The 22,669-nt window shown below is 72.8% G+C and carries 22 protein-coding genes; 10 read left to right on the top strand and 12 right to left on the bottom strand.

Features of this window, described 5'->3' with window-relative positions:
• Nucleotides 1-65 precede the first annotated feature (65 nt).
• Complete coding sequence (locus ACFWIA_RS33870) at nt 66-500, bottom strand: hypothetical protein (protein WP_387011105.1); 435 nt, start codon at nt 498-500, stop codon at nt 66-68.
• A gap of 321 nt (nt 501-821) precedes the next feature.
• On the opposite strand from ACFWIA_RS33870, the gene ACFWIA_RS33865 reads away from it, so the two are divergent.
• The 3 genes from ACFWIA_RS33865 (at nt 822) to ACFWIA_RS33855 (ending at nt 3,196) form a co-directional block, all read left to right on the top strand.
• Complete coding sequence (locus ACFWIA_RS33865; protein WP_387011104.1) at nt 822-1,301, top strand: hypothetical protein; 480 nt, start codon at nt 822-824, stop codon at nt 1,299-1,301.
• A 105-nt stretch (nt 1,302-1,406) separates the two neighbouring features.
• On the top strand, nt 1,407-2,087 hold the full coding sequence (locus ACFWIA_RS33860) for a DUF305 domain-containing protein (protein WP_387011103.1): 681 nt from the start codon (nt 1,407-1,409) through the stop codon (nt 2,085-2,087).
• A 233-nt stretch (nt 2,088-2,320) separates the two neighbouring features.
• Entirely contained in the window at nt 2,321-3,196 is an 876-nt protein-coding gene (locus tag ACFWIA_RS33855; RefSeq protein ID WP_387011102.1) for a F510_1955 family glycosylhydrolase, read from the top strand.
• Nucleotides 3,197-3,236: 40 nt separating this feature from the next.
• On the opposite strand, the gene ACFWIA_RS33850 is transcribed toward ACFWIA_RS33855, so the two are convergent.
• The 4 genes from ACFWIA_RS33850 to ACFWIA_RS33835 all read right to left on the bottom strand — a co-directional run bounded on the left by ACFWIA_RS33850 (nt 3,237) and on the right by ACFWIA_RS33835 (nt 6,899).
• A complete protein-coding gene (locus ACFWIA_RS33850; protein ID WP_387011101.1) occupies nt 3,237-3,620 on the bottom strand; it encodes a glyoxalase superfamily protein in 384 nt (127 codons plus the stop codon).
• 87 nt (nt 3,621-3,707) lie between these two features.
• Nucleotides 3,708-5,138 carry an FAD-dependent monooxygenase gene (locus ACFWIA_RS33845; RefSeq protein ID WP_387011100.1) on the bottom strand — a complete coding sequence of 477 codons (1,431 nt, stop codon included), beginning with the start codon at nt 5,136-5,138 and terminating at the stop codon, nt 3,708-3,710.
• Nucleotides 5,135-6,322 (bottom strand): hypothetical protein, encoded by a 1,188-nt coding sequence (locus ACFWIA_RS33840; protein ID WP_387011099.1) that lies wholly within the window; start codon nt 6,320-6,322, stop codon nt 5,135-5,137. The genes ACFWIA_RS33845 and ACFWIA_RS33840 overlap by 4 nt, the downstream gene beginning before the upstream one ends.
• 4 nt (nt 6,323-6,326) lie before the next feature.
• Nucleotides 6,327-6,899 carry a toxin-antitoxin system, toxin component gene (locus ACFWIA_RS33835; protein ID WP_387011098.1) on the bottom strand — a complete coding sequence of 191 codons (573 nt, stop codon included), beginning with the start codon at nt 6,897-6,899 and terminating at the stop codon, nt 6,327-6,329.
• A gap of 438 nt (nt 6,900-7,337) precedes the next feature.
• Here ACFWIA_RS33835 and ppk2 point away from each other — a divergent pair, with 438 nt between their 5' ends.
• The 3 genes from ppk2 to ACFWIA_RS33820 all read left to right on the top strand — a co-directional run bounded on the left by ppk2 (nt 7,338) and on the right by ACFWIA_RS33820 (nt 10,588).
• Nucleotides 7,338-8,159, top strand: coding sequence for a polyphosphate kinase 2 (gene ppk2, locus ACFWIA_RS33830; protein ID WP_387011108.1), 822 nt, complete (start codon nt 7,338-7,340; stop codon nt 8,157-8,159).
• 131 nt (nt 8,160-8,290) lie between these two features.
• Complete coding sequence (lysA, locus tag ACFWIA_RS33825) at nt 8,291-9,643, top strand: diaminopimelate decarboxylase (RefSeq protein ID WP_387011097.1); 1,353 nt, start codon at nt 8,291-8,293, stop codon at nt 9,641-9,643.
• Nucleotides 9,644-9,652: 9 nt separating this feature from the next.
• Nucleotides 9,653-10,588: a LysR family transcriptional regulator gene (locus tag ACFWIA_RS33820; protein ID WP_387011096.1), complete on the top strand. Its 936-nt coding sequence runs from the start codon at nt 9,653-9,655 to the stop codon at nt 10,586-10,588.
• A 51-nt stretch (nt 10,589-10,639) separates the two neighbouring features.
• Here the strand turns inward: ACFWIA_RS33820 and ACFWIA_RS33815 are convergent, their stop codons facing one another.
• The 5 genes from ACFWIA_RS33815 to ACFWIA_RS33795 are packed head-to-tail and all read right to left on the bottom strand — an operon-like array spanning nt 10,640 to nt 15,789.
• On the bottom strand, nt 10,640-11,503 hold the full coding sequence (locus ACFWIA_RS33815; protein ID WP_387011095.1) for a serine hydrolase: 864 nt from the start codon (nt 11,501-11,503) through the stop codon (nt 10,640-10,642).
• Nucleotides 11,500-13,113 carry an amidohydrolase family protein gene (locus ACFWIA_RS33810; RefSeq protein WP_387011094.1) on the bottom strand — a complete coding sequence of 538 codons (1,614 nt, stop codon included), beginning with the start codon at nt 13,111-13,113 and terminating at the stop codon, nt 11,500-11,502. Before ACFWIA_RS33810 ends, ACFWIA_RS33815 begins: the two co-directional genes overlap by 4 nt.
• A complete protein-coding gene (locus ACFWIA_RS33805) occupies nt 13,113-13,886 on the bottom strand; it encodes an amino acid ABC transporter ATP-binding protein (RefSeq protein WP_387011093.1) in 774 nt (257 codons plus the stop codon). Before ACFWIA_RS33805 ends, ACFWIA_RS33810 begins: the two co-directional genes overlap by 1 nt.
• A complete protein-coding gene (locus ACFWIA_RS33800; RefSeq protein WP_387011092.1) occupies nt 13,883-14,875 on the bottom strand; it encodes an amino acid ABC transporter permease in 993 nt (330 codons plus the stop codon). Before ACFWIA_RS33800 ends, ACFWIA_RS33805 begins: the two co-directional genes overlap by 4 nt.
• Before the next feature lie 20 nt (nt 14,876-14,895).
• The gene (locus tag ACFWIA_RS33795) at nt 14,896-15,789 is read right to left on the bottom strand and encodes an ABC transporter substrate-binding protein (protein ID WP_387011091.1); all 894 of its coding nucleotides are present in this window, start codon (nt 15,787-15,789) and stop codon (nt 14,896-14,898) included.
• Between the two features lie 269 nt (nt 15,790-16,058).
• Between ACFWIA_RS33795 and ACFWIA_RS33790 the strand changes: the two genes are divergently transcribed.
• On the top strand, nt 16,059-16,250 hold the full coding sequence (locus ACFWIA_RS33790; protein WP_387011090.1) for a DUF1059 domain-containing protein: 192 nt from the start codon (nt 16,059-16,061) through the stop codon (nt 16,248-16,250).
• 204 nt (nt 16,251-16,454) lie between these two features.
• Entirely contained in the window at nt 16,455-17,555 is a 1,101-nt protein-coding gene (locus ACFWIA_RS33785; protein WP_387011107.1) for a M20/M25/M40 family metallo-hydrolase, read from the top strand.
• A 72-nt stretch (nt 17,556-17,627) separates the two neighbouring features.
• Here ACFWIA_RS33785 and ACFWIA_RS33780 read toward each other — a convergent pair whose 3' ends face one another.
• Both ACFWIA_RS33780 and ACFWIA_RS33775 read right to left on the bottom strand, forming a co-directional pair.
• Complete coding sequence (locus ACFWIA_RS33780; RefSeq protein ID WP_387011106.1) at nt 17,628-18,317, bottom strand: 4'-phosphopantetheinyl transferase; 690 nt, start codon at nt 18,315-18,317, stop codon at nt 17,628-17,630.
• 279 nt (nt 18,318-18,596) lie between these two features.
• Nucleotides 18,597-19,763, bottom strand: a complete 1,167-nt coding sequence (locus ACFWIA_RS33775) for a S8 family peptidase (protein WP_387011089.1) — start codon at nt 19,761-19,763, stop codon at nt 18,597-18,599.
• Nucleotides 19,764-20,595: 832 nt separating this feature from the next.
• Here ACFWIA_RS33775 and ACFWIA_RS33770 point away from each other — a divergent pair.
• A complete protein-coding gene (locus tag ACFWIA_RS33770; protein WP_030069301.1) occupies nt 20,596-20,799 on the top strand; it encodes a cold-shock protein in 204 nt (67 codons plus the stop codon).
• Between the two features lie 87 nt (nt 20,800-20,886).
• Nucleotides 20,887-22,539 carry a DEAD/DEAH box helicase gene (locus ACFWIA_RS33765; RefSeq protein WP_387011088.1) on the top strand — a complete coding sequence of 551 codons (1,653 nt, stop codon included), beginning with the start codon at nt 20,887-20,889 and terminating at the stop codon, nt 22,537-22,539.
• Nucleotides 22,540-22,669: the final 130 nt, after the last annotated feature.

Below are 22,669 nucleotides of genomic sequence, written 5' to 3'. Positions count from 1 at the left end.
GGGCACCTCCTCCCGGGTTCCGACCGCGTCCGCACACCGGGTCCCACCGGCGGTGCGAGCCCGCCTCACGCCCGCTGCCCGGCGTCCTTCACCGCCCGCAGGGCCATGTGCTGGAGGAGGGCGAAGCCACCGACCGTCACGGCCTGGAGCGGGACCCAGACCGCCCCGGCCGTGGTCGGCGACAGCCAGAACAGGACGGCGATCACGCTGAGGACGGCCCAGACCGCATTGCCCTCGATGACCGCGCGGACCCCGACCGTCCACGGCACGCGCTGTGCTCCCAGCACGGCCACCCCGATCCCGTAGAGGGTGAGGAACCCACCGATCGCCAGGAGCAGGCCCCGGTCGACGCCGAGCAGCCGGCCCAGCGGACCGGAGGCCGCGAGGTAGGCGATGCCGTTGACACCGGTGACGACGGCATCGAGGGCGAGGAAGCGCCGCAACATGGTCACCGGCTCGGTGGTGCGGGCCAGCGCGGCGAGCGGAAGCGTGGTGGACATGTGGATCACCCTCCAAGGGGTTCGAACGAGCTGATCGGCCCGGCTCCCGAGGCGGAGTGCGCCGCCCCGGGGGCCGATGGCTCCACCATGCCCGCGGTCCCCGGGGCGGGTCGATTACGCCGGAGGTAATGCCCGACCGCGGGCCCAGACCCCGTGCCGGCACCGCGACCGCGTCCACGCACCGGGCACCGGGCACCGGGCAGGGAGCAGCGGCCGTCCGGGCGGCCCGCGTTCGGTGCGGGATGCCCCCCTTGGGTATGGTCGGGGCGACACCCCGGCGGCGGGGTGTCCGACGGTCGACGATCGGAGGGGACGAACCTCATGCGAGCAAGCCGGAGTCTGCGGACGGCGGGTGCCTGGGGGCACTTGCTGCTCGTGGCCGCGCTCGCGCTCGGGGTCTTCCTGATGCACACCGTGGGTCACCCGGACGGCTCGTCCTCGGGTGGGACCGCCGCGCACGGGTCCGGCGCCAGCACGACGAGCGCGACCGGGCACGGGTCGGGGATTCCGGCGGCTCCCGCCGTGTTCGGCCCGCACGGGCCCGAGCGGACCGCTGCGCTAACGGCCGACACGGCACACGACGGCGCGCCCTCCTCGCACGGCTCCGGCATGGCGATGGACCTGGCTTCCCTGTGCGTGGCCGTGCTCGGGGCCTGGGCCCTGGCCGCCCTGGTGGCCGCCGCGCTGCGCCGTCGCACGGAATGGCTCGTCCGCTTGCGCACGGGCGCCTTGCGTTCCCTGTTGCCCCTGCCGCCACCGCGCAGTCCCGACCTCCTGCAACTGTCCGTCCTGCGGATCTAGGCCGAACGCCCCTGCGGGTGCCGCGCGCTGCCCTTCGGCAGCCCGTGCCCGCTCCCGCGCTCCGGCCCTTTTCCCCTGGCACAGACAGCATCAAGAGGTTGTGACATGACCGCCTTCACGCATGCCCCGCACCGTACCCCCGTCCGCCGGTTCGCCCTGGTGGGCGCCGTCGCCGCCGCGAGCCTGCTGCTCGCCGCCTGCGGTGGCGACGACTCCATGGACGGCATGGACCACGGCAGCGGCGGCTCCGGCGCCGCGAGCGCCAGCGCGTCGCCCGTGCCGTCCGGTGCGAACCCGGCACCGGGTGCCTTCAACGACGCGGACGTGATGTTCGCGCAGATGATGATCCCCCACCACGAGCAGGCACTGGAGATGTCCGCCCTCGCGGACGGCCGCGCCGAGGACCCCGAGGTCAAGGCGCTCACCGAGGAGATCTCCCGGGCCCAGGACCCCGAGATCCAGAAGATGAAGTCCTGGCTCACGGCATGGGGCAAGCCCGAGTCGGCGGGTGACGGTGCGGACCACGGCGGCCACTCCGGCGGCTCCGGCGGGATGTCCGGAATGATGACCGACGAGGACATGGCCGCGCTCAAGGACGCCAAGGGCACCGCGTTCGACAGGAAGTTCGCGCAGCTGATGATCGACCACCACAACGGGGCCATCGAGATGGCCGAGGACGAGCAGAAGAACGGCCGCAATGCGACGGCCAAGGAGCTCGCCGACGACGTGGTGAAGGCCCAGTCGACCGAGGTCGATCAGCTCAACAAGATCCTCGACCGACTCTGACCGCACGGGTACCGCACGGTCCGGGGCGGGACGGGCACCGACTCGTCCTGCTCCGGCCCGGCCCGTGACCCGGCGGGTGCGGGCGGGCACCTGAACCCCGCCCGCACCCCCACCACTCCCCCGCCCACGGCGACCCCACCCACGGCGACCCCGACCGCACGGGCACCACCCGGCGGCCGTGGGTCGACGCCCGCGCGGCACCCCCGCGCCCGACACCCGATCAGGACACCACCATGAAGCACCGCACCGCCCTGCCCGTAGCCGCTTCCCTGTCGGCCTTCGCCCTCGCCCTGGTCCTCGGTGCCTGCTCACCGGGCGACGACGACGCGGCGGACGGCGACGCCGGGGCGACGATCAGCCACATCCACGGTGTGGCGGTCGGCCCCGAGGACGGCAAGCTCTACGTCGCCACGCACGACGGGATCTACACCCCGGACGCCGAAGGGCACCCCGAGTTGGTCGGCGACCGCAAGGACGACTTCATGGGCTTCGCCCTCGGGAAGTCCGGCGCCTTCCTCGCCAGCGGCCACCCCGCGCCGGGCCGGGACGCGCCCAGCAACCTGGGGCTGATCGAGAGCACCGACACCGGCCGCACCTGGAAGGACAAGTCACTCAGCGGCGAGGTCGACTTCCACGCGCTGGAGTACGCCCACGAGACCGTCTACGGGTACGACAGCACCAACGGCCTGCTGCGGGTCAGCGCCGACGGCGTGACCTGGGACGACCGGGCCTCGCTGACGGCGCTCGACATCGCCGTCAGCCCCCGGGACCCGGACACCGTGCTCGCCACCGCGGAGCAGGGTCTCCTCCGCAGCACCGACGGGGGCAGGACCTTCGCCGGCGTCACCGGGCCCGCCCCCGCCTTCGTGTCCTGGGCGAAGCAGGACGCGCTGTTCGCGGTCGATGCGAGGGGCGTGCTCTCGGTGAGCCGCGACGGCGGGACCGGCTGGAGCGAGCGGGGCACGGTGCCCGGGGGCGCTCCCCAGGCACTGACCGCGCTCGACGGGCAACGTCTCGTCGTCGCCTCCCAGGACGGCGTCTACGAGTCCCGGGACGGTGGGAAGACCTTCGACCGGAAGCTGGACGTCGCCGCCTCCGGCAAGCACTGACGGCTGTCGGCTGCCGGTGCCAGCGACGGCGGGCACCGGCTCACTCCAACGGCGTGCCGACCCGCAGTCGGTTGCCGTCGGGGTCGCTCAACTCGATCTCCCTGGCCCACGGCACGTCCTGGGCGGTGACACCGAACTCGGCCGCCACCGCGTCCACGTCCGCCACCCGGAGGTACACCAGGGTGCCGGGGCGCGCGTCCCCGACGTGCTCGGAGAGGAACAGGCGGACCGCGCCCCGGGCCACCTCCACGAAGGCGGGCAGGCCGGGTTCGAAGCGGTGCTCCCACTGCTGGGTGAACCCCAGTCGGGCGTACCAGCGGACGGCCCGGGCGGCCTCCTGCACCCGGAGGACCGGGATCGCCTCCTCCACCCGGGCGGGCGGGGTGTCCTGGGGGGTGGGCGGGTGCGGTGTGCTCGTGTCCATGGGGTCACTCTGGCAGAGGGGTCTGACAACGCGACCGCCGTACGCACGCCGCCACCCGCGCAGACCCGCAGGGCCCCGCGCGGGTCCTCACCCGACCGCGCCGCGCTCCGCAGGAGTCAACGGCGGCCCGCCGAGCGGGGGTCGGAGGGGGCCGCGGACGGCCGCGAGGAGGACGGACGGTTTCAGGAGGAGCAGCGGGCCGTCCTCCATCGAGGTCACCCGGGTGAGTTCCCTGGCGATCCGCCCGTTGCCGGTCGCGGTGTGCATGAGGCGGTCCACGTAGGCCGCGGTGGCCCGTTCCCGCAGGGTGGGGCCGTTCGGGGTGGCGCCGGGGTAGAAGACGTCCTGGCCGGTGGCCAGGTCCCAGGCCACCGCGACCGGGCCGGCGATGGCCCGTTGGAGGTGGCGGGCGAGCCCGGGCGTGCCCCAGCCGCGCCGCCGCAGGACGGCGCGCAGGGCGCGGGCGCTCTGCGCGGCCACCGACATGCCGTGTCCGTAGATCGGGTTGTACGCGGCGACGGCGTCCCCGAGGACGGCGAACCCGTCGGGCCAGCGGCGGGCGCGCTCGTAGTAGTGGCGGCGGTTGGCTGTGGCCCGGGTGAGGACCACGTCGTCGAGGGGTTCCGCGTCGGCGATGAGATCGGCCAGCACCGGGTGCCGCAGCCCCCGGGCGAACGGCTCGAACGCGTCGTTGCGGCCGGACGGTGCACCGCCCGTGGTGCCGGACAGCGTGACGTGCCAGCGGCCGTCCTCGATCAGCACCAGGGTTCCGGCGCGTCCCGGGCCGGGGCCGCGGGGGTCGGCCTGGATGTTGACCGCGGGGAAGCCGCCGCGGGCCGCTTCGGGCGCCCGGTACAGCCGGCTCGCGTAGACGAGCCCCGACGACACGGTGCGTTCGGGGACCGGGGGCAGTCCGAGGGAGCGCAGCCAGCCGGCGGCCCGGGAGGAGCGGCCGGTGGTGTCGACGACCAGGTCGGCGCGGAGCGTGCGCTGCACGCCCTCGCGGTCGCGGACCCGGACCCCGGCCACCGCCGACCCGTCCCCGGTGAGGCCGAGGACCTCGGTGTGCTGACGGAGCGTCACCCGTTCGGAGGCGAGGACCTCCGCGCGCAGCGTCGCGTCGAGGAGGTCCCGGGAGGACAGCAGCATGTAGTGCTCGCCCGCCCAGCGGCGCAGCCATCCCTGGGGCGAGAAGCCGATCATGTCGTCGGGCAGGGCCAGCCGGTGGGCGCCCCGGGCCAACAGTCGGTTGACGGTGCCGGGCAGCAGTTCTTCGACGGCCTCGGCTCCCCCGGACCACAGCAGGTGGACGTGGCGCGCCTGGGGCAGGCCCTTGCGGGACGCCGGGCCGGTCGGAAGCTCGTCGCGTTCCACGACGGTCACGTCGGCGAGGCCGGACAGCGCCTGTGCGGTCAGCATTCCGGCGAGGCCGCCGCCGAGGACGACGGCGGATCTGCCGGATCTGCCGGATAGGGGGGATCTGCTGGGTCTGCCGGAGCGGGGGGAACGATCACTCATGGGGCCACGCTTTCTGTTCGGGCGTTCACGCGTGCGCGAACCGCTGCGACGAGGTCGGGAGAGCGCAGGGCCCGGGCGATCTGTTGGGCCTGGCCGCCGAGCGGGGCGCCGGGGGCGTGGTCCCGGCCGTCCTCGCCGTCGCGACGGGTGGCGCGGCGCTCGATCGCGGCGAGGAGGGTGACGGCGCCGGCGATGCCGGTGGCGTCCTCGGGTGCCGCGCCGCCGTGCAGCGCCTCGTGGTGCGCCAGCCGCCACAACGCGTAGTCGATGTGGGGCCCGAGGTGGATCACCTCGTCGCCGATGTACGTCTCGCGCGCGGTCAGCGCGAGTGCGGCGCTGCGCGAACGGCCCACCGTCAGGGACGGCTTCACCTCGGCGTGGGCCTTCAGGAGTCGGTACAGCGGGCGCAGCCGCCAGTGGCTGGTCCGGGCGTGCCACCAGCCCTGGGCCGCCTGTCCGGCGTGCGGGAGGATGAAGCCCGCGCCGATGAAGACGGCGCTGACGCAGGCCACCGGCGGGGCGATCGTGGTGCTGAGGTGGTCCAGGTTCCCGCCCGTCCACCGGGCCACCACGGCGGTCCACTTGAGGGTGTCGAAGCCCAGGTTCGCCACGTAGCCGATCCCGAGGCAGACGACGCCGCTGCGCAGCCACCCGCACAGGCGTCCCTGCCAGGACCAGATCAGGTACGAGGTGATGAGCACCGCCACCGTGTGGGCCAGCAGGTAGAGGACCACGACCTCGCGGACGAAGGGCGTGGTGGCGTAGTGCGTGTCGAGGTCCTGCACGCGCTCGTCGGGCACGTCGGCCAGGGCGAAGAGGATCCACAGGCCGACGATCACGGTGGCGTAGGCGACCGTGACGCAGCGCACCGAGCGGCGGGTGACGGTCCGGTCGTCGTCCTTCCAGACGATGAGCAGCACGAGGCACGAGGCGCAGAACGCCGTCAGCAGGGTGTACACCCACGGCGCGGAGACGTTCGGGACTCCGGTGACGTCGTTGAGCCAGACGATGGTGCGGGGGTTCGCGAAGAAGAACACCCCGCAGGCGAGGACGAGCAGACCCCCGACGGCGCGCAGCAGTTTGTCGCGCCAGAACCGGACGATGGCCGGGGTCTTGTAGACCAGGGCGGCGCTGAGGACGGCGGCTGCGATGAGGTAGCTGAGGTGGGTGTCGGAGGGCGGCACGCGGTCACCGGACTCCGAGGGAGGCCTGGATGCGGTTGCTGATGCCGTCGCGGTGGGCCGCGCGCCGGTGGTGGGGGTCCTCGATGAGCGTGCGCAGTCGGCTGCCGAGCAGGAGCCCGAACGTTTCGGCGTCCCGTTCGTGGTCGTCGTGGCAGTGGCTGCGGGCCGCGAACGAGCGCAGGACGTCCGCCCACCGCCCGGCCGGTCCGGGTCGGGCGCCCGCATCGCCGGCGAGGGCTTCGGCGGGGACGACGGGGTCTCCTTCGGCGGGCCGGCCGTGGCCCTGCGTCAGGTGCCACAGTTCGTGTCCGACGACGACCACCTGCTGTACGGGGTCGTGGCGTTGTTCGACGAGGATCATGTCGTAGGTGTCGAAGCTCAGCATGAGTCCGGTGATCCCTGCCTCGTCGGGGAACCTCTCGAAGCGCAGCACGATGGGCCGCCCGCGGCGTTCCGCCATCTCTGCGCACAGGGCCCGGCACAGTGCGTCGGCGCTGGTGGGATCGCCCAGGTCCTGGCCGGTCACCGCGTCCGCGAGGCTCGCGGCGAGTCGCTTCATCCCCCGGTTGATGTTCATGGTGCGGCGCCCTCCGGGAGGGAGGGTTCCGGCCCGGCGCCGGGTCTCGTCGGGGCGGGGGGCCGGGGGTCGCGTCCCTGCTGACGTCGGATCACCGGGTCCGGCAGGGCGCGGGCCGCGCGGAGCGGGACGGGGGGTTGACTCACCGTTGGTCTCCGTGGACGTGGGCTCCATGACGAGGTGCGGGCAGCCGGTTCGCGCGCTGCACTCGCGAGCCTGACCCTAACGCTTCCCGTCCGGACCGCAATGCCGGTTCCCCCGGCTCCCGTTGGACGGCCGGGCGCGGTCGTCGTCCGCCACCGGGTGCGCACGGCCCGGGCGGCGGTGGTCGTGCCGGACGTCGGCGGGCCGAGCGGTCGGTTACGGTGCTGGTCGGCCCCGGCCCGGGTGGACCCGGGTGGACCGGGGGCGACGTTCCACTGCGAGAAGGGCGTACGGATGGCGGCGAAGGGCGCGGGGTCGGGCGGGCGGAAGATGCCGCGGGAACCGTACGAGCGCGAGCTGTACCGGCTCCAGACCGAGTTGGTGAAGCTCCAGGAGTGGGTGCGGGCCGAGGGGGTGCGGCTGGTCATCGTCTTCGAGGGTCGTGACGCCGCGGGCAAGGGCGGCACGATCAAGCGGGTGACGGAGTACCTGAACCCGCGGGTGGCGCAGATCGTGGCCCTGCCCCAGCCCACCGAACGGGAGCGCGGGCAGTGGTACTTCCAGCGGTACACGGCGCACCTCCCGGCGGCCGGCGAGGTGCGGCTGTTCGACCGGAGCTGGTACAACCGCGCCGGTGTGGAGCACGTGATGGGCTTCTGCACCAAGGCGGAGCACCAGCGGTTCCTGCACCAGTGCCCGATCTTCGAGCGGATGCTGGTCGAGGACGGCATCCTGCTGCGCAAGTACTGGTTCTCGGTGAGCGACGCGGAGCAGGAACGGCGTTTCCGCAAGCGGCTGGAGGACCCGTTGCGGCGTTGGAAGCTGTCGCCGATGGACCTGGAGTCCCTCACGCGGTGGGAGGCGTACTCGCGGGCGAAGGACGAGATGCTGGTGCACACGGACATCCCGGAGGCGCCCTGGCACATCGTCGAGAGCGACGACAAGCGTCGGGCCCGGCTCAACATGATCGCCCATCTCCTGTCCACGATCCCCTACCGGGAGGTTCCGCCGCCGGACGTCACCATTCCGTCGCGTCCGCCCGCCTCCGGGTACGAGCGCCCGCCGAAGGACCTCCAGTCGTACGTGCCGGACCACGCGGCGACCCTGTTGGGCTGACCGGGCCCCGGCGGCCCGGCGATCGGGGCGAGCATCGGAAATGTCGGTGCTCAGCCCCCGAAGAATCCGCTTTCACGGTTCCCCCCGCGGGCCCCAGGATGGCCGGGAGCCAGCCTGCCGTGGGAGGAACCGTGACCTCAGCCGTCGACCCCGATCTGCTGCCCCTCACCTCGACGTCCGGCCCCGGAGGGCTGGCCGTCGGCGGAGTGCCGCTGGTGGAACTGGCCGGGCGCTTCGGGACCCCGCTGTTCGTGTACGACGAGGAGCACCTGCGGCGCCGCTGCCGTGAAGCCCTCGACGCGTTCGGCGCGGACCGGGTGGCCTACGCGTCCAAGGCGTTCCTGTGCACGGCCATGGCCCGGCTCGCCCACGAGGAGGGTCTGCTGCTCGACGTGGCCTCCGGTGGTGAACTGCGGGTGGCGCTGCGGGCCGGCGTCCCGGCGGACCGGATCGTGGTGCACGGCAACAACAAGGACACGTCCGAGTTGCGGACCGCCGTCCGGGCCGGGGTGCGCCACCTGGTGGTCGACAGTTTCGACGAGGTGCACCGCATCGAGGCCCTGCACCGCGACGAGGGCCTTCCTCCGGTGCCGGTGCTGCTGCGGGTGGCGCCCGGGGTCGCCGCAGGTGCGCACGAGGCGATCCGGACCGGGGGGCGGGACTCGAAGTTCGGCTTCGGCCTCGCCGACGGGACCGCCGCCGAAGCGGTCCGACGGGTCCGGCGCAGCCCGGCGATGCGCTTCGACGGCGTGCACGCGCACGTGGGCTCGCAGGTGCTCGACCCGTCCGAGTTGGCGGCGGGGGCCGCTGCCATGGCCCGCTTCGCCACCGGGGTGGGCGCCGCGGGGCTGACCGTCGGCGGTGGGCTCGGCGTCGCGTACGAGGGCGGGCAGCGGGTCCCGACCTTCGCCGCCTGGGCGGACGCCGTGCGGGCGGCGGTGCACGGCGCGGGCTGGTCCGGCGGGGTGACGGTGGAGCCGGGCCGGTCGATCACCGCACGGGCCGGACTGACGCTGTACCGGGTCGGCACCGTCAAGCACATCGAGGGGGTGCGCACGTACGTGAGCGTGGACGGCGGGATGAGCGACAACCTGCGCCCCGCCCTGTACGCGAGCCGGTACGAGGCGTTCCTGCCGCGCTGCCCCGGCGCTCCGCGTCCGCTGCGGGCCCGGCTGGTGGGCAAGCACTGCGAGAGCGGCGACGTGATCATCGACCGGGCGGCGCTCCCCGCCGACCTCGCCGTGTCGGACGTCCTGGCGACCCCGGTGACCGGGGCGTACGGCTACGCCATGGCCTCCAACTACAACAAGCTGCCGCGCCCTGCGGTGGTGTTCGTACGGGGCGGTGACGCCCGGCTCGTGGTGCGGCGGGAGACGGACGAGGACCTGCTGCGGCTCGACGTCACGGAACCCGGGGCCGGCGGCGGGGAGGCGCGCACGGACCGAACCGCCCTGGTCACGGTGGCGGGCGCGGGCAACGCCTAGTCTGACGCGATGCTGAACAGTGCGCGTCTGCTCGTCCTGCTGGAGATCGCCCGGCGGGGCACCATCGTGGCCGCCGCCCAGGCACTGCACCTCAGCCCGTCGGCGGTCTCCCACCAGTTGGCGCGGCTGGAGCAGGAGGTGGGCGTCGCCCTGGTCGAGCGGGCCCCGCAGAGCCTGCGGATGACGGCGGCGGGGCAGCGGCTCGCGGAACACGCGCAGGCCATCGCCGATCTGATGGCCCTGGCGCAGGACGATCTGCGGGAGCACTCGGCGGGCGAGGCGGGGGTGCTGCGGCTCGGGTTCTTCGCCTCCTCCGGGCTGGAGCTGCTGCCCCGTGCGCTGTCCGGGTTCTCGGCGCGCCGACCGCACGTCGAGCTGGAACTGATCCTCGGGCAGCCGCACGAGTTGGTGCCCGGTCTGGAGGCCGGGCGGCTGGACGCGGCCGTCGTCTTCGAGCACCCCCTCGATCCCTGGTGCCGTGACGCCTCCGTGGACGTGGAGATGTTCTTCGACGAGCCGCAGTTGATCGTCGTGCCCCTGCGGCACCGGCTGGGCCGGCAGTCCACGGTGCGGCTCGCGGCCCTGGAGGGCGAGACCTGGATCGGCACGCGGGGCGGCAGCACGGGCGAACCGGTGCTGGAGCGGGCCTGTGCGGCCGAGGGGTTCCTGCCGCGGGTGCGGTGCCGCAGCGACCACTACCAGGTGACCGTGAACCTCGCCCGTGCCGGCATGGGGATCGCCCTGGTGCCGGCGCTGGGGATCGGTGACACGGCGGGCGTCCACGTGTGCCGGCTGGACCATCCGCAGTTGCACCGTCGGATCGGGGTCGCGACCCGGTCCACCCATGTGAACCCGTTGCTCGACCACTTCCTGGGGGAGCTGCGCACGGCGGCGCGCGAGGTGGGCACCCTGCTCGGCAGCCAGTTCGGTCTCACCCGCCCCTGAACGGCCGGGGCGGGCGCACGGGGAGCCGTGCGCCCGCCCGGTGGTGAGGACTCAGACGTGGCCCGGGGGCATCGCGCAGTCGGCCAGGGTCCGTCCCACGTCCCGCAGGGCGTGCACGGCCGCGCGTTCGGTGCTGGCGCCGAGCGCGGTGTCCCAGTGCGCGACGACCGCGTAGACGAGCCGCCGGGTGCCGATGAGCACGCCGACGTCGGCCCGCACCCCGGTGTCCGTGCCGGTCTTGTTGGCGATGAGCAGCGCGCCGGGCGTGGGTGCGGGGAAGTCCGACGCGTACGGGTCGTGGGCGACGAGCGCCGGCACCAGGGCGTGGTCGGTGTTGGCCCGCATCCACCGCAGCAGCCGCGCGGACGCCCCGGCGGAGACCATCGTGCCGCGCGCGGCGTGCGCCACCAGGTGGGCCAGGTCGCGGGCGGTGCCGGTGGCGAAGACCGGGGGCACCCCGGGGCCCCGTACGTCCCGTACGGAGTCGTGCAGGGTGAGGTCCCGGAGCGTCAGCCGCTCGGCGAGCCGGGCCGTGGCGTCCCGTCCGACGAGGCGCAGCAGGACGTTGGTCGCCGTGTTGTCGCTGACGGAGGCGGTGAGCCAGCAGAGGTCCTCGACGGTCCACCCGGTGCGCCCGAGGCGGCCCAGCAGTCCGGTGCCACCCGCGTGGTCCTCGGGGAGCACGTCGACGGTCCGGTCGCCGTGCAGTTCCCCGGTGTCGAGCCGGCGGGCGATCTCGGCGAGGAGCAGCAGCTTCGCGGTGGACGCGACGGGCAGGACGACCTCGTCGTGGAAGCCGATGCGGTCGGTGTCGCCGGTGCCGTGCGTGGCGTCGAGGTCGATCGCGCTGACGGAGAGGACGAGCGGCAGCGCGGCGGAGCGGCCGGCCGCCGCGGCGACGCGGGCGAGGCTCATCGGACCTCCAGGACGCGTCCGGCGCACACCCCGGTCGGGGCGCCGTCGCGCACGGCGAGCCGCCCGGCGACCACCACCGCGCCGATGCCGTCCGGAGCGGCCAACGGGCGGTCGAAGGTGGCCCGGTCGGACACGGTGGCGGGATCGAACACGACCAGGTCGGCGTGGGCCCCTTGGTGGACGGTGCCGCGTCCGGTGAGTCCGAAGCGGGCTGCGGGCAGCCCGGTCATCTTGTGGACGGCCGTCTCCAGGGTCAGGAGGTGCTCGTCGCGCCCGTAGTGGCCGAGGACCCGGGCGAAGCTGCCCGCCCAGCGGGGGTGCGGACGGCCGGGTTTGGGGACGCCGTCCGATCCGATCATGGACAGCGGGCTGGCGATGACCCGGCACACGTCGTCCTCGCGCATCGAGTGGCTGATGATGGTCACCTCGCCCTGCTCGGCGAGCAGCAGGTCACAGACGTAGTCGACGGGGTCGCAGCCGCGTTCCGCGGCGAGGTCGGCGATGCGCCGGCCCTGGACGTGGGGGTGGGTGGGCGCGGCGGCGACGGCGATCAGGTCCCAGCCTCCGTTGCCGACGGTGTTCTCCCATCCGTCCACGCCCTCGGCGATGTCCCGCCGGATCAGTTCGCGCACGGACTCCTGGTGGAGCCGGGCCAGCAGGGCGCCGATGCCGCCCGCGTTGGCCCAGGGCGGGAGCATCGCGTGCAGGACGGTGCTGCCCGCGGTGTAGGGGTACACGTCGCAGAGCACGTCCACTCCTTCCGCGCGGGCCCGTTCCAGTCTGGGCAGGGTACGCAGGGTGGCGCCCCAGGCGTGCCGTCCGGCGGTCTTGTGGTGGGAGACCTGGAGCGGCGCCCCGGAGCGCACGGCGATCTCCAGCGCTTCCTCCAGGGCCCGGTCGATCTGGGACATCTCGTCGCGCAGGTGCGTCACGTACGGCTTGCCGTGCCGTGCGGCGACCCGGGCGAGGGCGACGATCTCCTCGGTGTCGGCGTAGGTGCCGGGTGGATAGATCAGCCCGGTGGAGAGGCCGGCGGCGCCCTGGCCGAGGGCCCGGTCGAGGAGTTCGCACATGGCGGCCAGCTCGTCGGCGGTGGGGGTGCGGGCGTCGAATCCCATGACGCCGGCGCGGAGCGTTCCGTGGCCGACCAGGGAGGCGAGGTGGGTGGCGCGCAGCGCGGGGGCCTGCCCGGCGGCGAAGGCGGCGAAGTCGGGGCAGGGTGCGACGGGTCCGAGGCCGAAGGTCACCCGCAGGTGCTCGGCGAGTGCGGGGAGCCGTTCGGGCAGGGCGGGGAAGAGGCTGGAGCCGCAGTTGCCGGCGATCTCCGTGGTGACGCCCTGGAGGAGCGGGGCGAGCCGCAGCGCAGCGACCGAGGGGTCTTCGGCGTCCTGGGGTACGGCGAGTGCGTCGGAGTGGGTGTGGACGTCGATGAACCCGGGGGCGACGACCTGTCCTTCGACGTCGAGGACCGTGTCGGCGGTGGCGGGCCGGCCCGTGGGCAGCAGGGTGATGCACCCGTCGGCCACGCCGACGTCGACGGTGCGGGCGGGGCCGCCGGTGCCGTCGACGAGGGTGCCGCCGCGCAGCAGCAGTTCGAGGGGGCGCGCCATCACAGCACCGTGGAGAGGAAGGCCCGGGTGCGGTCGTGCCGCGGGGCGCCGAAGAGGTCCTCGGGGGGTCCTGACTCCACGACGAGGCCGTCGTCCATGAAGACGACCCGGTCGGCGACCTCGCGGGCGAAGCCCATCTCGTGGGTGACGACGACCATCGTCATGCCGCTGGCGGCCAGGTCCTTCATGACGCCCAGGACCTCGCCGACGAGTTCGGGGTCGAGCGCGGAGGTGGGTTCGTCGAAGAGCATCAGGGTGGGTTCCATGGCGAGGGCGCGGGCGATCGCGACGCGCTGTTGCTGGCCGCCGGAGAGTTGACCGGGGTAGTGGTCGGCGCGGTCGGCGAGTCCGACGCGGTCGAGGAGTCGTCGGGCCTGCTGTGCGGCTTCGGCGCGGGGACGGCGCTTGACGGCGAGGGGGCCTTCCATGACGTTCTGCACGGCGGTGCGGTGCGGGAAGAGGTGGAAGCGTTGGAACACCATGCCGATGCGTTCGCGCTGGGCCCGGACCTCCTTGGCCCGCCGCTCCCGCAGGACCCGGCCCGAGGTGCCGTGCGGTTCGTAGCCGACGAGTTCGCCGTCGAGCCACACGCGTCCCGCGTCGATGGACTCCAGGTGGTTGAAGCAGCGCAGCAGGGTGGACTTGCCGGAGCCGGACGGGCCGATCAGGCAGAGCACTTCTCCGGAGCGGACCTCCAGGTCGATGCCGCGCAGCACCTCGATGTCGCCGAACCGCTTGCGGACCCGCTGGGCCCTGAGGACGAGGTCGTTCACGACACGGCTCCCTTGCCGGTGCGTCCGGGGACGAGGTTGGTCAGCACCCGACGGCGCAGGGGGGCGGCACCGGGGCTGTAGCGGCGCTCGATGAAGTGCTGGGCGACGCTGGCGACGGTGGTGAGCGCGAGGTACCAGAGGGAGGCGACCATCAGCAGGGCGATCACCTCGAAGTTGGCGAGGTAGAGGTGTTGGGAGACGGTCATGAGGTCGGCGCCCGCGATGACCGAGACCAGGGAGGTGGTCTTGAGCATGGAGATGAACTGGTTGCCGAAGGGCGGGATGATGACCCGCATGGCCTGCGGCAGGACGACCCGGGTGAGGATCTGCCGGTTGGACAGGCCGAGCGAGGCTCCCGCCTCGCGCTGGCCCGGGTCGACGCTCTGGATGCCGGCGCGGACGATCTCGGCGAGGTAGGCGCCCTCGTTGATGGAGAGGCCGAGCAGCGCCGCGACGAATCCGGTGATGACCGCGTTGGTCTGCCACTCGACGAGTTTGGGGCCGTCGAAGGGGATGCCGATGCTGATCACGGGGAACAACAGGGCGAGGTTGAACCAGAAGATCAGTTGGACGAGCAGCGGGGTGCCCCGGAAGAACCAGGTGTAGGCGCTGGCGGTGAGCCGTAGGACGGGGCTCTCGGACAGTTGCATCACGGCGATCAGGAGGCCGATGGCGATGCCGGCGGTCATCGAGATCAGGGTGAGTTGGACGGTCACCCACAGTCCTTCGAGGATCACCCCGTCGAACTGGTACTCCGCGATGACGTCCCAGTGCAGGTGGGGGTTGACCACGACGGTGTACGTGAGCCACACGGTGCAGGCGGCGGCGAGGAGCACCGCGAGCCAGCGGCCCGGCCGGGGGCGACGGGTGACCTTGAAGGCGAACTCGTCGTCCGGGGGCGCGGTGCCCGGTCGCGGTGCGGGGTCGGGCACCGGGTCGGGGGTGCCGGCCGCCTCCACCGCCGCGTCGTCCTTGCTGAGGCGGGTCATGTCCTTCTCCACCCCCGGGCTCACTGACCGTCGTTGATGGTGGCCTTGGGCACGGCGCTGCCCGCGACCCCGTACTTGTCGAGGACCTTCTTGTACGCGCCGTTGTCGATGAGGTCCTGGAGCGCCTTGTGCACCGCGTCGCGCAGCCCGTTCTGGTCCTTGCTCACGGCGATGCCCCAGGGCGCGGCGCCGTACTGGGTGGGCACGACCTCGTACGCCTTGTTCTTCTCGGCGAACATCTGGGCCACCGGGTAGTCGACGATGGTGGCGACCGCCCGGCCGCTCTCCAGTTGGAGGAGTCCGGTGGGGGCGTCCTCGCTCTGTGAGATCCGCATCTTCTTCGCGCACTCGGCGTTCTGCTTCTCGCCGATCTCCAGGTTGGAGCTGCCCTTGGCGAGGACGACGGTCTTGCCGCAGAGGTCGTCCAGGGTCTTGATGCCCTCCGGGTTGCCCTTCTTCGTCATGATCACGCCGCCGGTGCGGAAGTAGTCCACGAAGTCGACGGCCTGCCGGCGCTGCGCGCTGTCGGTCATGGACGACATGACCAGGTCGAAGCGCCCGGACTTCAGCCCGGGGATCAGCCCGTCGAACGCGGCGTTGGTGAGCTTGAGCTCCAGTCCCAGTTCGTCGGCGACGGCCTTCGCGAGGTCGGGGTCGACGCCCGTCAGCTCGGTGGTGCCCGGCTTGTACATCTCCATCGGGGGGTAGCCCACCGCGGTGGCGACCCGGAGCACCCCGCTCTTCTCGAACGATGCGGGAAGCAGTTCCTTCGCGGTCTTCCCCGCGCTCCCGGAACCGTTCACCGCCGTGTCGCCGCCCTGGTCGGACCGTCCGCAGGAGGTGACGGCCAGGGCGGTCACCGCGGCCAGCGCCGCGAGGGAACGCAGGGGTCTGTGTTGAGTCAAAATGGCCATTTCTCTCCCTCAGCCGTGACAGTGCGCTGATGCTGGCAGCCGGGTGCCGGTGAGCGGAAGATGATGAAGCCATTGACGTCTGAGCATCGATTTTTCCGTTGCTCGGGCTCGGTGCGGAATCACTGACCGGGTGACGGGCGCAGCTGCGCCGACGGTGCTCACCGAGGGCCGCTGCCCGACTCCGGTACGCGACCGCCCTTGGCTCTGGGCGGGAACCGAGGGAGGCTGAAGGGGTAGGCCCCCACATGTGAAGTCCACGGAGGCACGTCATGCGCAAGGTCGCCGACTGCCGGGACTACCCCAGCGAGTCGAACTGCACCCTCACCATCTCGGGCGAGGAGGACGAAGTGGTCCGGGCCGCCGCCGAACACGCGGCGTCCGTCCACGGTCATGAGGACACCGGAGAGTTGCGGGAGCAACTCAGGGGCATGCTGAAGGACGAGGTGCCCCAGCACGTCTGAACCCCACCGGTCGGTCGGCTGCCGCACGGCGAGTTCCGCGCGGCGGCCGACCGGTCTGCGTCGTCCGGGCGCGGGGCGAGCGCCAGGCGTTCGGGTGCCGTCGATGCGGTGCGGCCACCTCCCCCGCACGTCCCGACCATGCTGGACGACGACGCCGGCGCCCACACCGGCGCGGGAGGACGGAGCACCATGGATCTCACGGCGATGCTCACGGACCTGGAGGAGTTGGTGCGGTGCGAGTCCTTCTCGGCGGACCACGCGGCGGTGGCACGCAGTGCCGCCGTCGTCGCGCGGCAGGGCACGGACCGGCTGGGAGCGGGCCCGAAGACGGTCGTCGTGGCCGGCGTCACCCATCTGTCCTGGACGTTCGGGACGCCCCGGGTCCTGCTGGTGGGGCACCACGACACGGTCTGGCCGACGGGGTCGTTGAGCACCCGGCCGTGGCGGGTGGCCGACGGCGTGGCCCGGGGGCCCGGGGTCTTCGACATGAAGGCCGGACTGGTCCAGATGTTCCACGCACTGGCCGCTCTGCCGTCGCTCGACGGCGTCCGGATCCTGGTCACCGGTGACGAGGAGGTCGGTTCGTCGACCTCCCGGACACTGATCGAGGACGCTGCCCGGGAGTGCGCGGCGGCCCTCGTACTGGAGGCTTCGGCTGACGGCGGGGCACTGAAGACCGCGCGCAAGGGCACCTCCCGCTATGAGTTCACGGTGCACGGCAAGGCCGCCCACTCCGGACTCGAACCCGAGAAGGGCGTGAACGCGGGCGTCGAAGCGGCGCACCAGGTCCTCGCCGTCGATGCGCTCGGCACCACGCTGAACGACGGGTCGCCGGGCTCCGGGACCTCCTGGACGACGACGCTGACCCCGACCCTCGGCTCCGCGGGCAGCACCGCCAACACCGTGCCCGCCCGCGCCGACTTCACGGTCGACGTGCGGGTGCCGACGCGCGACGCCCAGCACCGGGTGGACGACCTGCTGCGCGCCCTGCCCGTTCGCACCCCGGGCGCACGGCTGGACGTCCGGGGCGGCCCCAACCGGCCGCCCCTCGAACCGGAGGCGTCGGCGGGACTGTTCGCCCTGGCGCAGGAGGCCGCCGCCCGCCTCGGGTTGCCGCCGCTGACCGGTGCCGCGGTGGGAGGCGCCTCCGACGGCAACTTCACCGCGGGCGTGGGATGTCCGACGCTGGACGGTCTCGGCGCCGTCGGGGGCGGCGCGCACGCGGAGGACGAGCACGTACTGGTGGAACACCTGCCGGTGCGCGCCGCGTTGTTGGCCGAACTGGTCGCGGCGGTGCTGCGTTGAACGCAGCGGCCCTGAGGGACGGGCCGGTGTCGGGGACCCGACACCGGCCCGTGCCCGTACGCGACGCGGGGCTCAGGACTCCGGTGCGTGGGCGATGGCCGTCAGCACCAGGCCCCGGGTCACCACCCACCGTCCTTCGAACCCCGTCAAGGCCCGACCCCGGGGGTCGTGCCCGGTCTTCAGCAGCCGCGCCCGGAAGGTCCCCCCGACGGATTCGGACGGCTCACCGGCCTCGTCCGGGACGAACGAGAGCTCGGCCTCCTCGAACCCCAGCCACTCGCCGGTCAGCGGGAACCAGGTCTTGTACACGGACTCCTTCGCGCTGAACAGCAGCCGGTCCCAGTGGACGTCGGGCCGCCCGCGCCCCAGGCCGGCCAGCGTCTCCTCCTCGGCGGGCAGGGCGACACTGCCGAGGACCCCTTCGGGCAGCGGCCCGTGGGGCTCCGCGTCGATGCCCAGCGAGACCAGCTCGTGGTCGCGGGCGACGGCAGCGGCCCGGTAGCCCTCGCAGTGCGTCAGCGAGCCGACCACACCCGGTGGCCACCCGGGCGCCCCCCGCTCCCCCGGGAGCAGCGGCACGGCGTCGACCCCGAGCCCGGCGAGCGCCTGCCGCGCGCAGTACCGGCCGGTGCTGAACTCACGGCGCCGCTTGTCCACGGCCCGGGCGATCACGGCCTCCTCCTCGGGGAAGAGGTACACGTCCGACGGATCGGTGAACCTCTCGGCGACGACCACCCGGGGCGGCAGCACCTCTGCGAGCAACACGCCCATCACCACGCACCTGTCGTCGTCATGCCGTACGGGTCCGTTCCGCTCCGCGCCCTCGGCGCTCCTGTCGGCCTTCGGGTGTCGCAGGACTGTACGCCCGGCACCGTGTGCTCCCCCACCCCTTGGTCCCCCTTCGCTCGGTCCTCACGATCCAACCCTACGGTCCGACAACGGTCTTGAGGACGGCGAACGGGATCACGGGGGCGCACGGCTCCCCCGCACCGACGCGTCCGGGGCCCGCCCCCGCAAGGACGGACCCCGGACGGGGACGAATCAGAGAGTGGACTTGAACAGCAGCCGGTTCGGAGTGCCGCTGACGTTGCCGCGGATCACGTTGGGCGTGCTGTTGTTGACCAGCCAGTTGTTCACGGTGGTGCTGGAGGCGTCGCCGTTGGCACCCTTGTAGAGCGCCGCCACACCGGCGACGTGGGGCGCCGCCATCGACGTGCCGCTCATGCTGGTGGTGCCGCCGCCCATCCGGGTGGACGTGACGTTCACCCCGGGACCGTACAGGTCGGTGCACCGGCCGTAGTTGCTGAAGCCGGCCTTGGCGTCACCGGAGTCCGAGGCCGCGATCGAGAGGGCGCCCGCGGCGCTCGCCGGGGAGAAGTTGCAGGCGTCCTGGTTGCTGTTGCCCGCGGCCACCGTGGTGTGGACCCCGGCGTTGGCCAGGGCGGTGGCGGCGTTGTTGAGGGCGGCCGAGTAGCCCCCGCCGAGCGAGGCGTTGGCGACCGCGGGCTTCGCGGCGTTCTGCCGGACCCAGTCGAAGCCGGCGATGATGCCGGAGAAGGAGCCCGAGCCCTGACAGTTCAGCACCTTCACGCCGCGCAGCTGCACCCCCTTGGCCACGCCGTGGGTGGAACCGCCGACGGTGCCGGCGACATGGGTGCCGTGGCCGTTGCAGTCCTGGCCGTTGCCGCCGAAGGCGTCGAAGACGTTGCGGGCCCGGCCGCCGAAGTCCGGGTGGCTGGTGTCGATGCCGGAGTCGATGATGTAGGCCGTGACTCCGGAACCGGTGCCGTTGTAGGTGTACGAGTTGCTGCGGCCGGTGCGCTGGTCTATTCGGTCCAGGCCCCACGGCGGGTTGTTCTGGGTGGCGGAGGGTGCGGCCTTCTGGTCCTCTTCGATGGACCGGATCCGCGGGTCGGCGCGGAGCTCCGTGAGCTCGGTCGAGGTCAGGGAGGCGGCGAAGCCGTTGATCACCGCGTCGTACACGTAGTCGGGGGTGACCGAGCGCGCCTCGGCGACGGCGGCCGGGTCGTTGCCCGCCTTGACGGTGACGATGTACTGACCCTTGATCTCGCTGGCCGCCGGGGCCTGGGCGACCTTGACCAGCGGGGTCGGGCTCGGCGCGGCGGACACCGCGGTGGGGACCAGGGCGAGCGGAAGGGCGAGACCGAGGGCACCGGCGGCCAGGCCGCCGAGGGGAGTTGTGCGCATGAGGGGCTGACACCTTTCGTCTGTCCGGCCGCACGCAGGGGCGACGGCCGGTGAGTGGGGGAACGCGCGCCGGCCGTACGGGGGCGGAGAGCACCGGGGAACGGGGCGGGGCGCGGAAGGTGGAACAGCTTCGCCGCGACGAGCGGCGGCGGTGGGGCACGGCACAGGAGGGGCGGACGGCGTCGAGGACCGTCTCGTACGAAGGCGCCCGTCCCTCGTGACGGAGCGCCAGAACACCCCGACCAAGGAGGCCCAGGAGCGGGATCGCCGCTATGCGGACCTCCGTGTCCGCTGTGCGAGCGACAACCTACCGGCTCGGTGACCGGTTGACCACGCTTGAAATGCCCATGGCGAATTGGGATACTGCCGCGCCCTCGGACCCCCACGGGCGGCACGCCAACAGCAGCCCCGCGCCTTCTCCGTGACGAGCCCACAGGAAACGCCCGCCCCCATGTGGGCAAGGGGAGCGGCGACGTTCCCGGGCCGCGACGACCGACGGGGACGACCGGCAGGCGGCCCGCTGCGGCGACCGACGCGCGACCCACCCCACGGAGCGCCGCCCCTCGCGCACCTGAAGCGCCGAGGGCGAGAAGACCCCCGGCCGCACCCACCCCGATAGATCCACAGCGCCGGGCCGGCCCCGCCGGACCGACACGACACCACGACCCCCCAGTGATCCACATCGAGGGGCGAGCTGTGCTAAGCTGCAAGAAGTTGCAGTTGTGGTACCCATGAACCTATGTGCGCCTGACGGGATTGCTTCTCCTCAGGCGCATTATTTGTTTTCCCGGCATTCTCCGGATGGGGCCTCTGCCCGAAAAGGAGAAATATTATGGCACAGGGAACTGTGAAGTGGTTCAACGCCGAAAAGGGCTTCGGCTTCATTGAGCAGGACGGCGGCGGCCCCGACGTCTTCGCCCACTACTCGAACATTGCGACCCAGGGCTTCCGTGAGCTGCAGGAGGGCCAGCGGGTCTCCTTCGACGTCACGCAGGGCCAGAAGGGTCCGCAGGCGGAGAACATCGTCCCCGCCTGATAGCCGGACGCGTATCCACTGACCGGGGTCCGCACCGTCATGGTGCGGACCCCGGTTTGCGCTGTTTTAAGGAAGGCAAATATCCGCATGTCCCGCAGGCCCCAGAAGTCGAATCGGCGCGCCACATCTCCGTCGCCCTCCGCATCGTCGCCCAGGGAATTCCGGCTGCCGGAAAGCACGACCCCCTCACTTCCCGCCGTCGACGACTTCGCTGCTCTGGACATGCCCGCAGGGCTGCTGAAGACCCTCACCGCACAGGGTGTGATCGCTCCCTTCCCCATCCAGGGGGCCACCCTGCCCAACTCGCTGGCCGGCCGGGACCTCCTCGGCAGGGGACGTACGGGATCCGGCAAGACCCTCGCGTTCGGTCTGGCCGTCCTGGCCCGCACGACCGGCCTGCGCGCCGAGCCCAGGACCCCCCTGGCCCTGGTGCTGGTGCCCACCCGTGAGCTCGCCCAGCAGGTGACGGAGGCGCTGACGCCGTACGCCACGGCGGTGAACCTCCGACTGACCACCGTGGTCGGTGGGCTGTCCATCACCAAGCAGGCCGCCGTCCTGCGACGGGGCGCCGAAGTGGTCGTGGCCACTCCCGGCCGACTGAACGACCTGGTGGAGCGCGGTGACTGCGTGCTCGACGAGGTCCGCATCACCGTGCTGGACGAAGCCGACCAGATGACCGACATGGGCTTCCTGCCGCAGATCACCAAGCTGATCCGGCAGGTCCGGTCGGACGGGCAGCGCATGTTGTTCTCCGCCACCCTGGACCGCAACATCGACCGGCTGGTGCGCGGGTTCCTGACCGACCCCGTGGTGCACTCGGTGGACCCGTCCGCCGGAGCGGTGACCACGATGGAGCACCATGTGCTCCACCTCCAGGACGAGACCGACAAGAAGGCCGTCACCACGCGCATCGCGGCGCGGGACGGCCGGGTCATCCTCTTCCTCGACACCAAGCGGTCCGCCGACCGGCTCACCAAGCGGCTCCTGGCCGTCGGGGTCCGCGCCGCGGCGCTCCACGGGGGCCGTTCCCAGCCGCAGCGCAACCGCACCCTGGAGCAGTTCAAGAACGGCCAGGTCACCGCACTGGTGGCGACGAACGTCGCGGCTCGTGGCATACACGTCGACGATCTCGACCTCGTCGTGAACGTCGACCCGCCCACCGACCACAAGGACTACCTCCACCGGGGCGGTCGCACCGCCCGGGCCGGCGGCTCCGGCAGCGTGGTCACGCTGGTCCTGCCCGAACAGAAGCGGGACATGACCCGGCTCATGTCGGACGCGGGCATCCGCCCCCAGACGGCCCGCATCAAGTCGAGCGACACGGAACTGGCCACCATCACCGGTGCCCGTGAGCCGTCCGGCGTGGCCGTCACCATCGAGGTGCCCCAGCCCACGGCGCCGAAGGCGTCCGAGCGGAAGGCCGGCTCCGGGTCCAGCAGGCGATCGAGCCGGCGCCGCCGCAACGCCGGCGAGTCCGGATCCGCCGCAGCCGCCACCGGAACGCGGGGCCGCGGCGGTGCGGAGCGCCGTACCGCGAACGGCTCCACCGCCACCGGCGGCACTCCCCCGACCGGCGGGCGTGGTTCCGGCCGCCGTACGGGAACCGCCGGGGCCGCGAACGGTGCGGCGAGTTCCGGTGGCCGTGGCTCCGGCCGCCGGGCCGCGACGGGCAGCGCCGGCGGGAACGCCGGCCGTGGCGGCGAGCGTCGCTCCGGTGGCCGTCGCGCCTCCACCACCTAACGAGCACCAGTGAGGGGGGGGGTGCTGCACGGCGGGTGTTGGGCCCCCCCCCAGCGGGGCCCCCGGGGGGGCGATGGGGGGGGGGTTATAAAAAAATGAGGCGGGCGGGGAGTTTGGGGGGGGTGGTATA

Source organism: Streptomyces sp. NPDC127068 (genome assembly GCF_042724695.1).
Classification (GTDB): domain Bacteria; phylum Actinomycetota; class Actinomycetes; order Streptomycetales; family Streptomycetaceae; genus Streptomyces.
The sequence above is the reverse complement of the archived record's forward strand: the minus strand, read 5'-3'. Positions and strand labels throughout refer to the sequence as shown.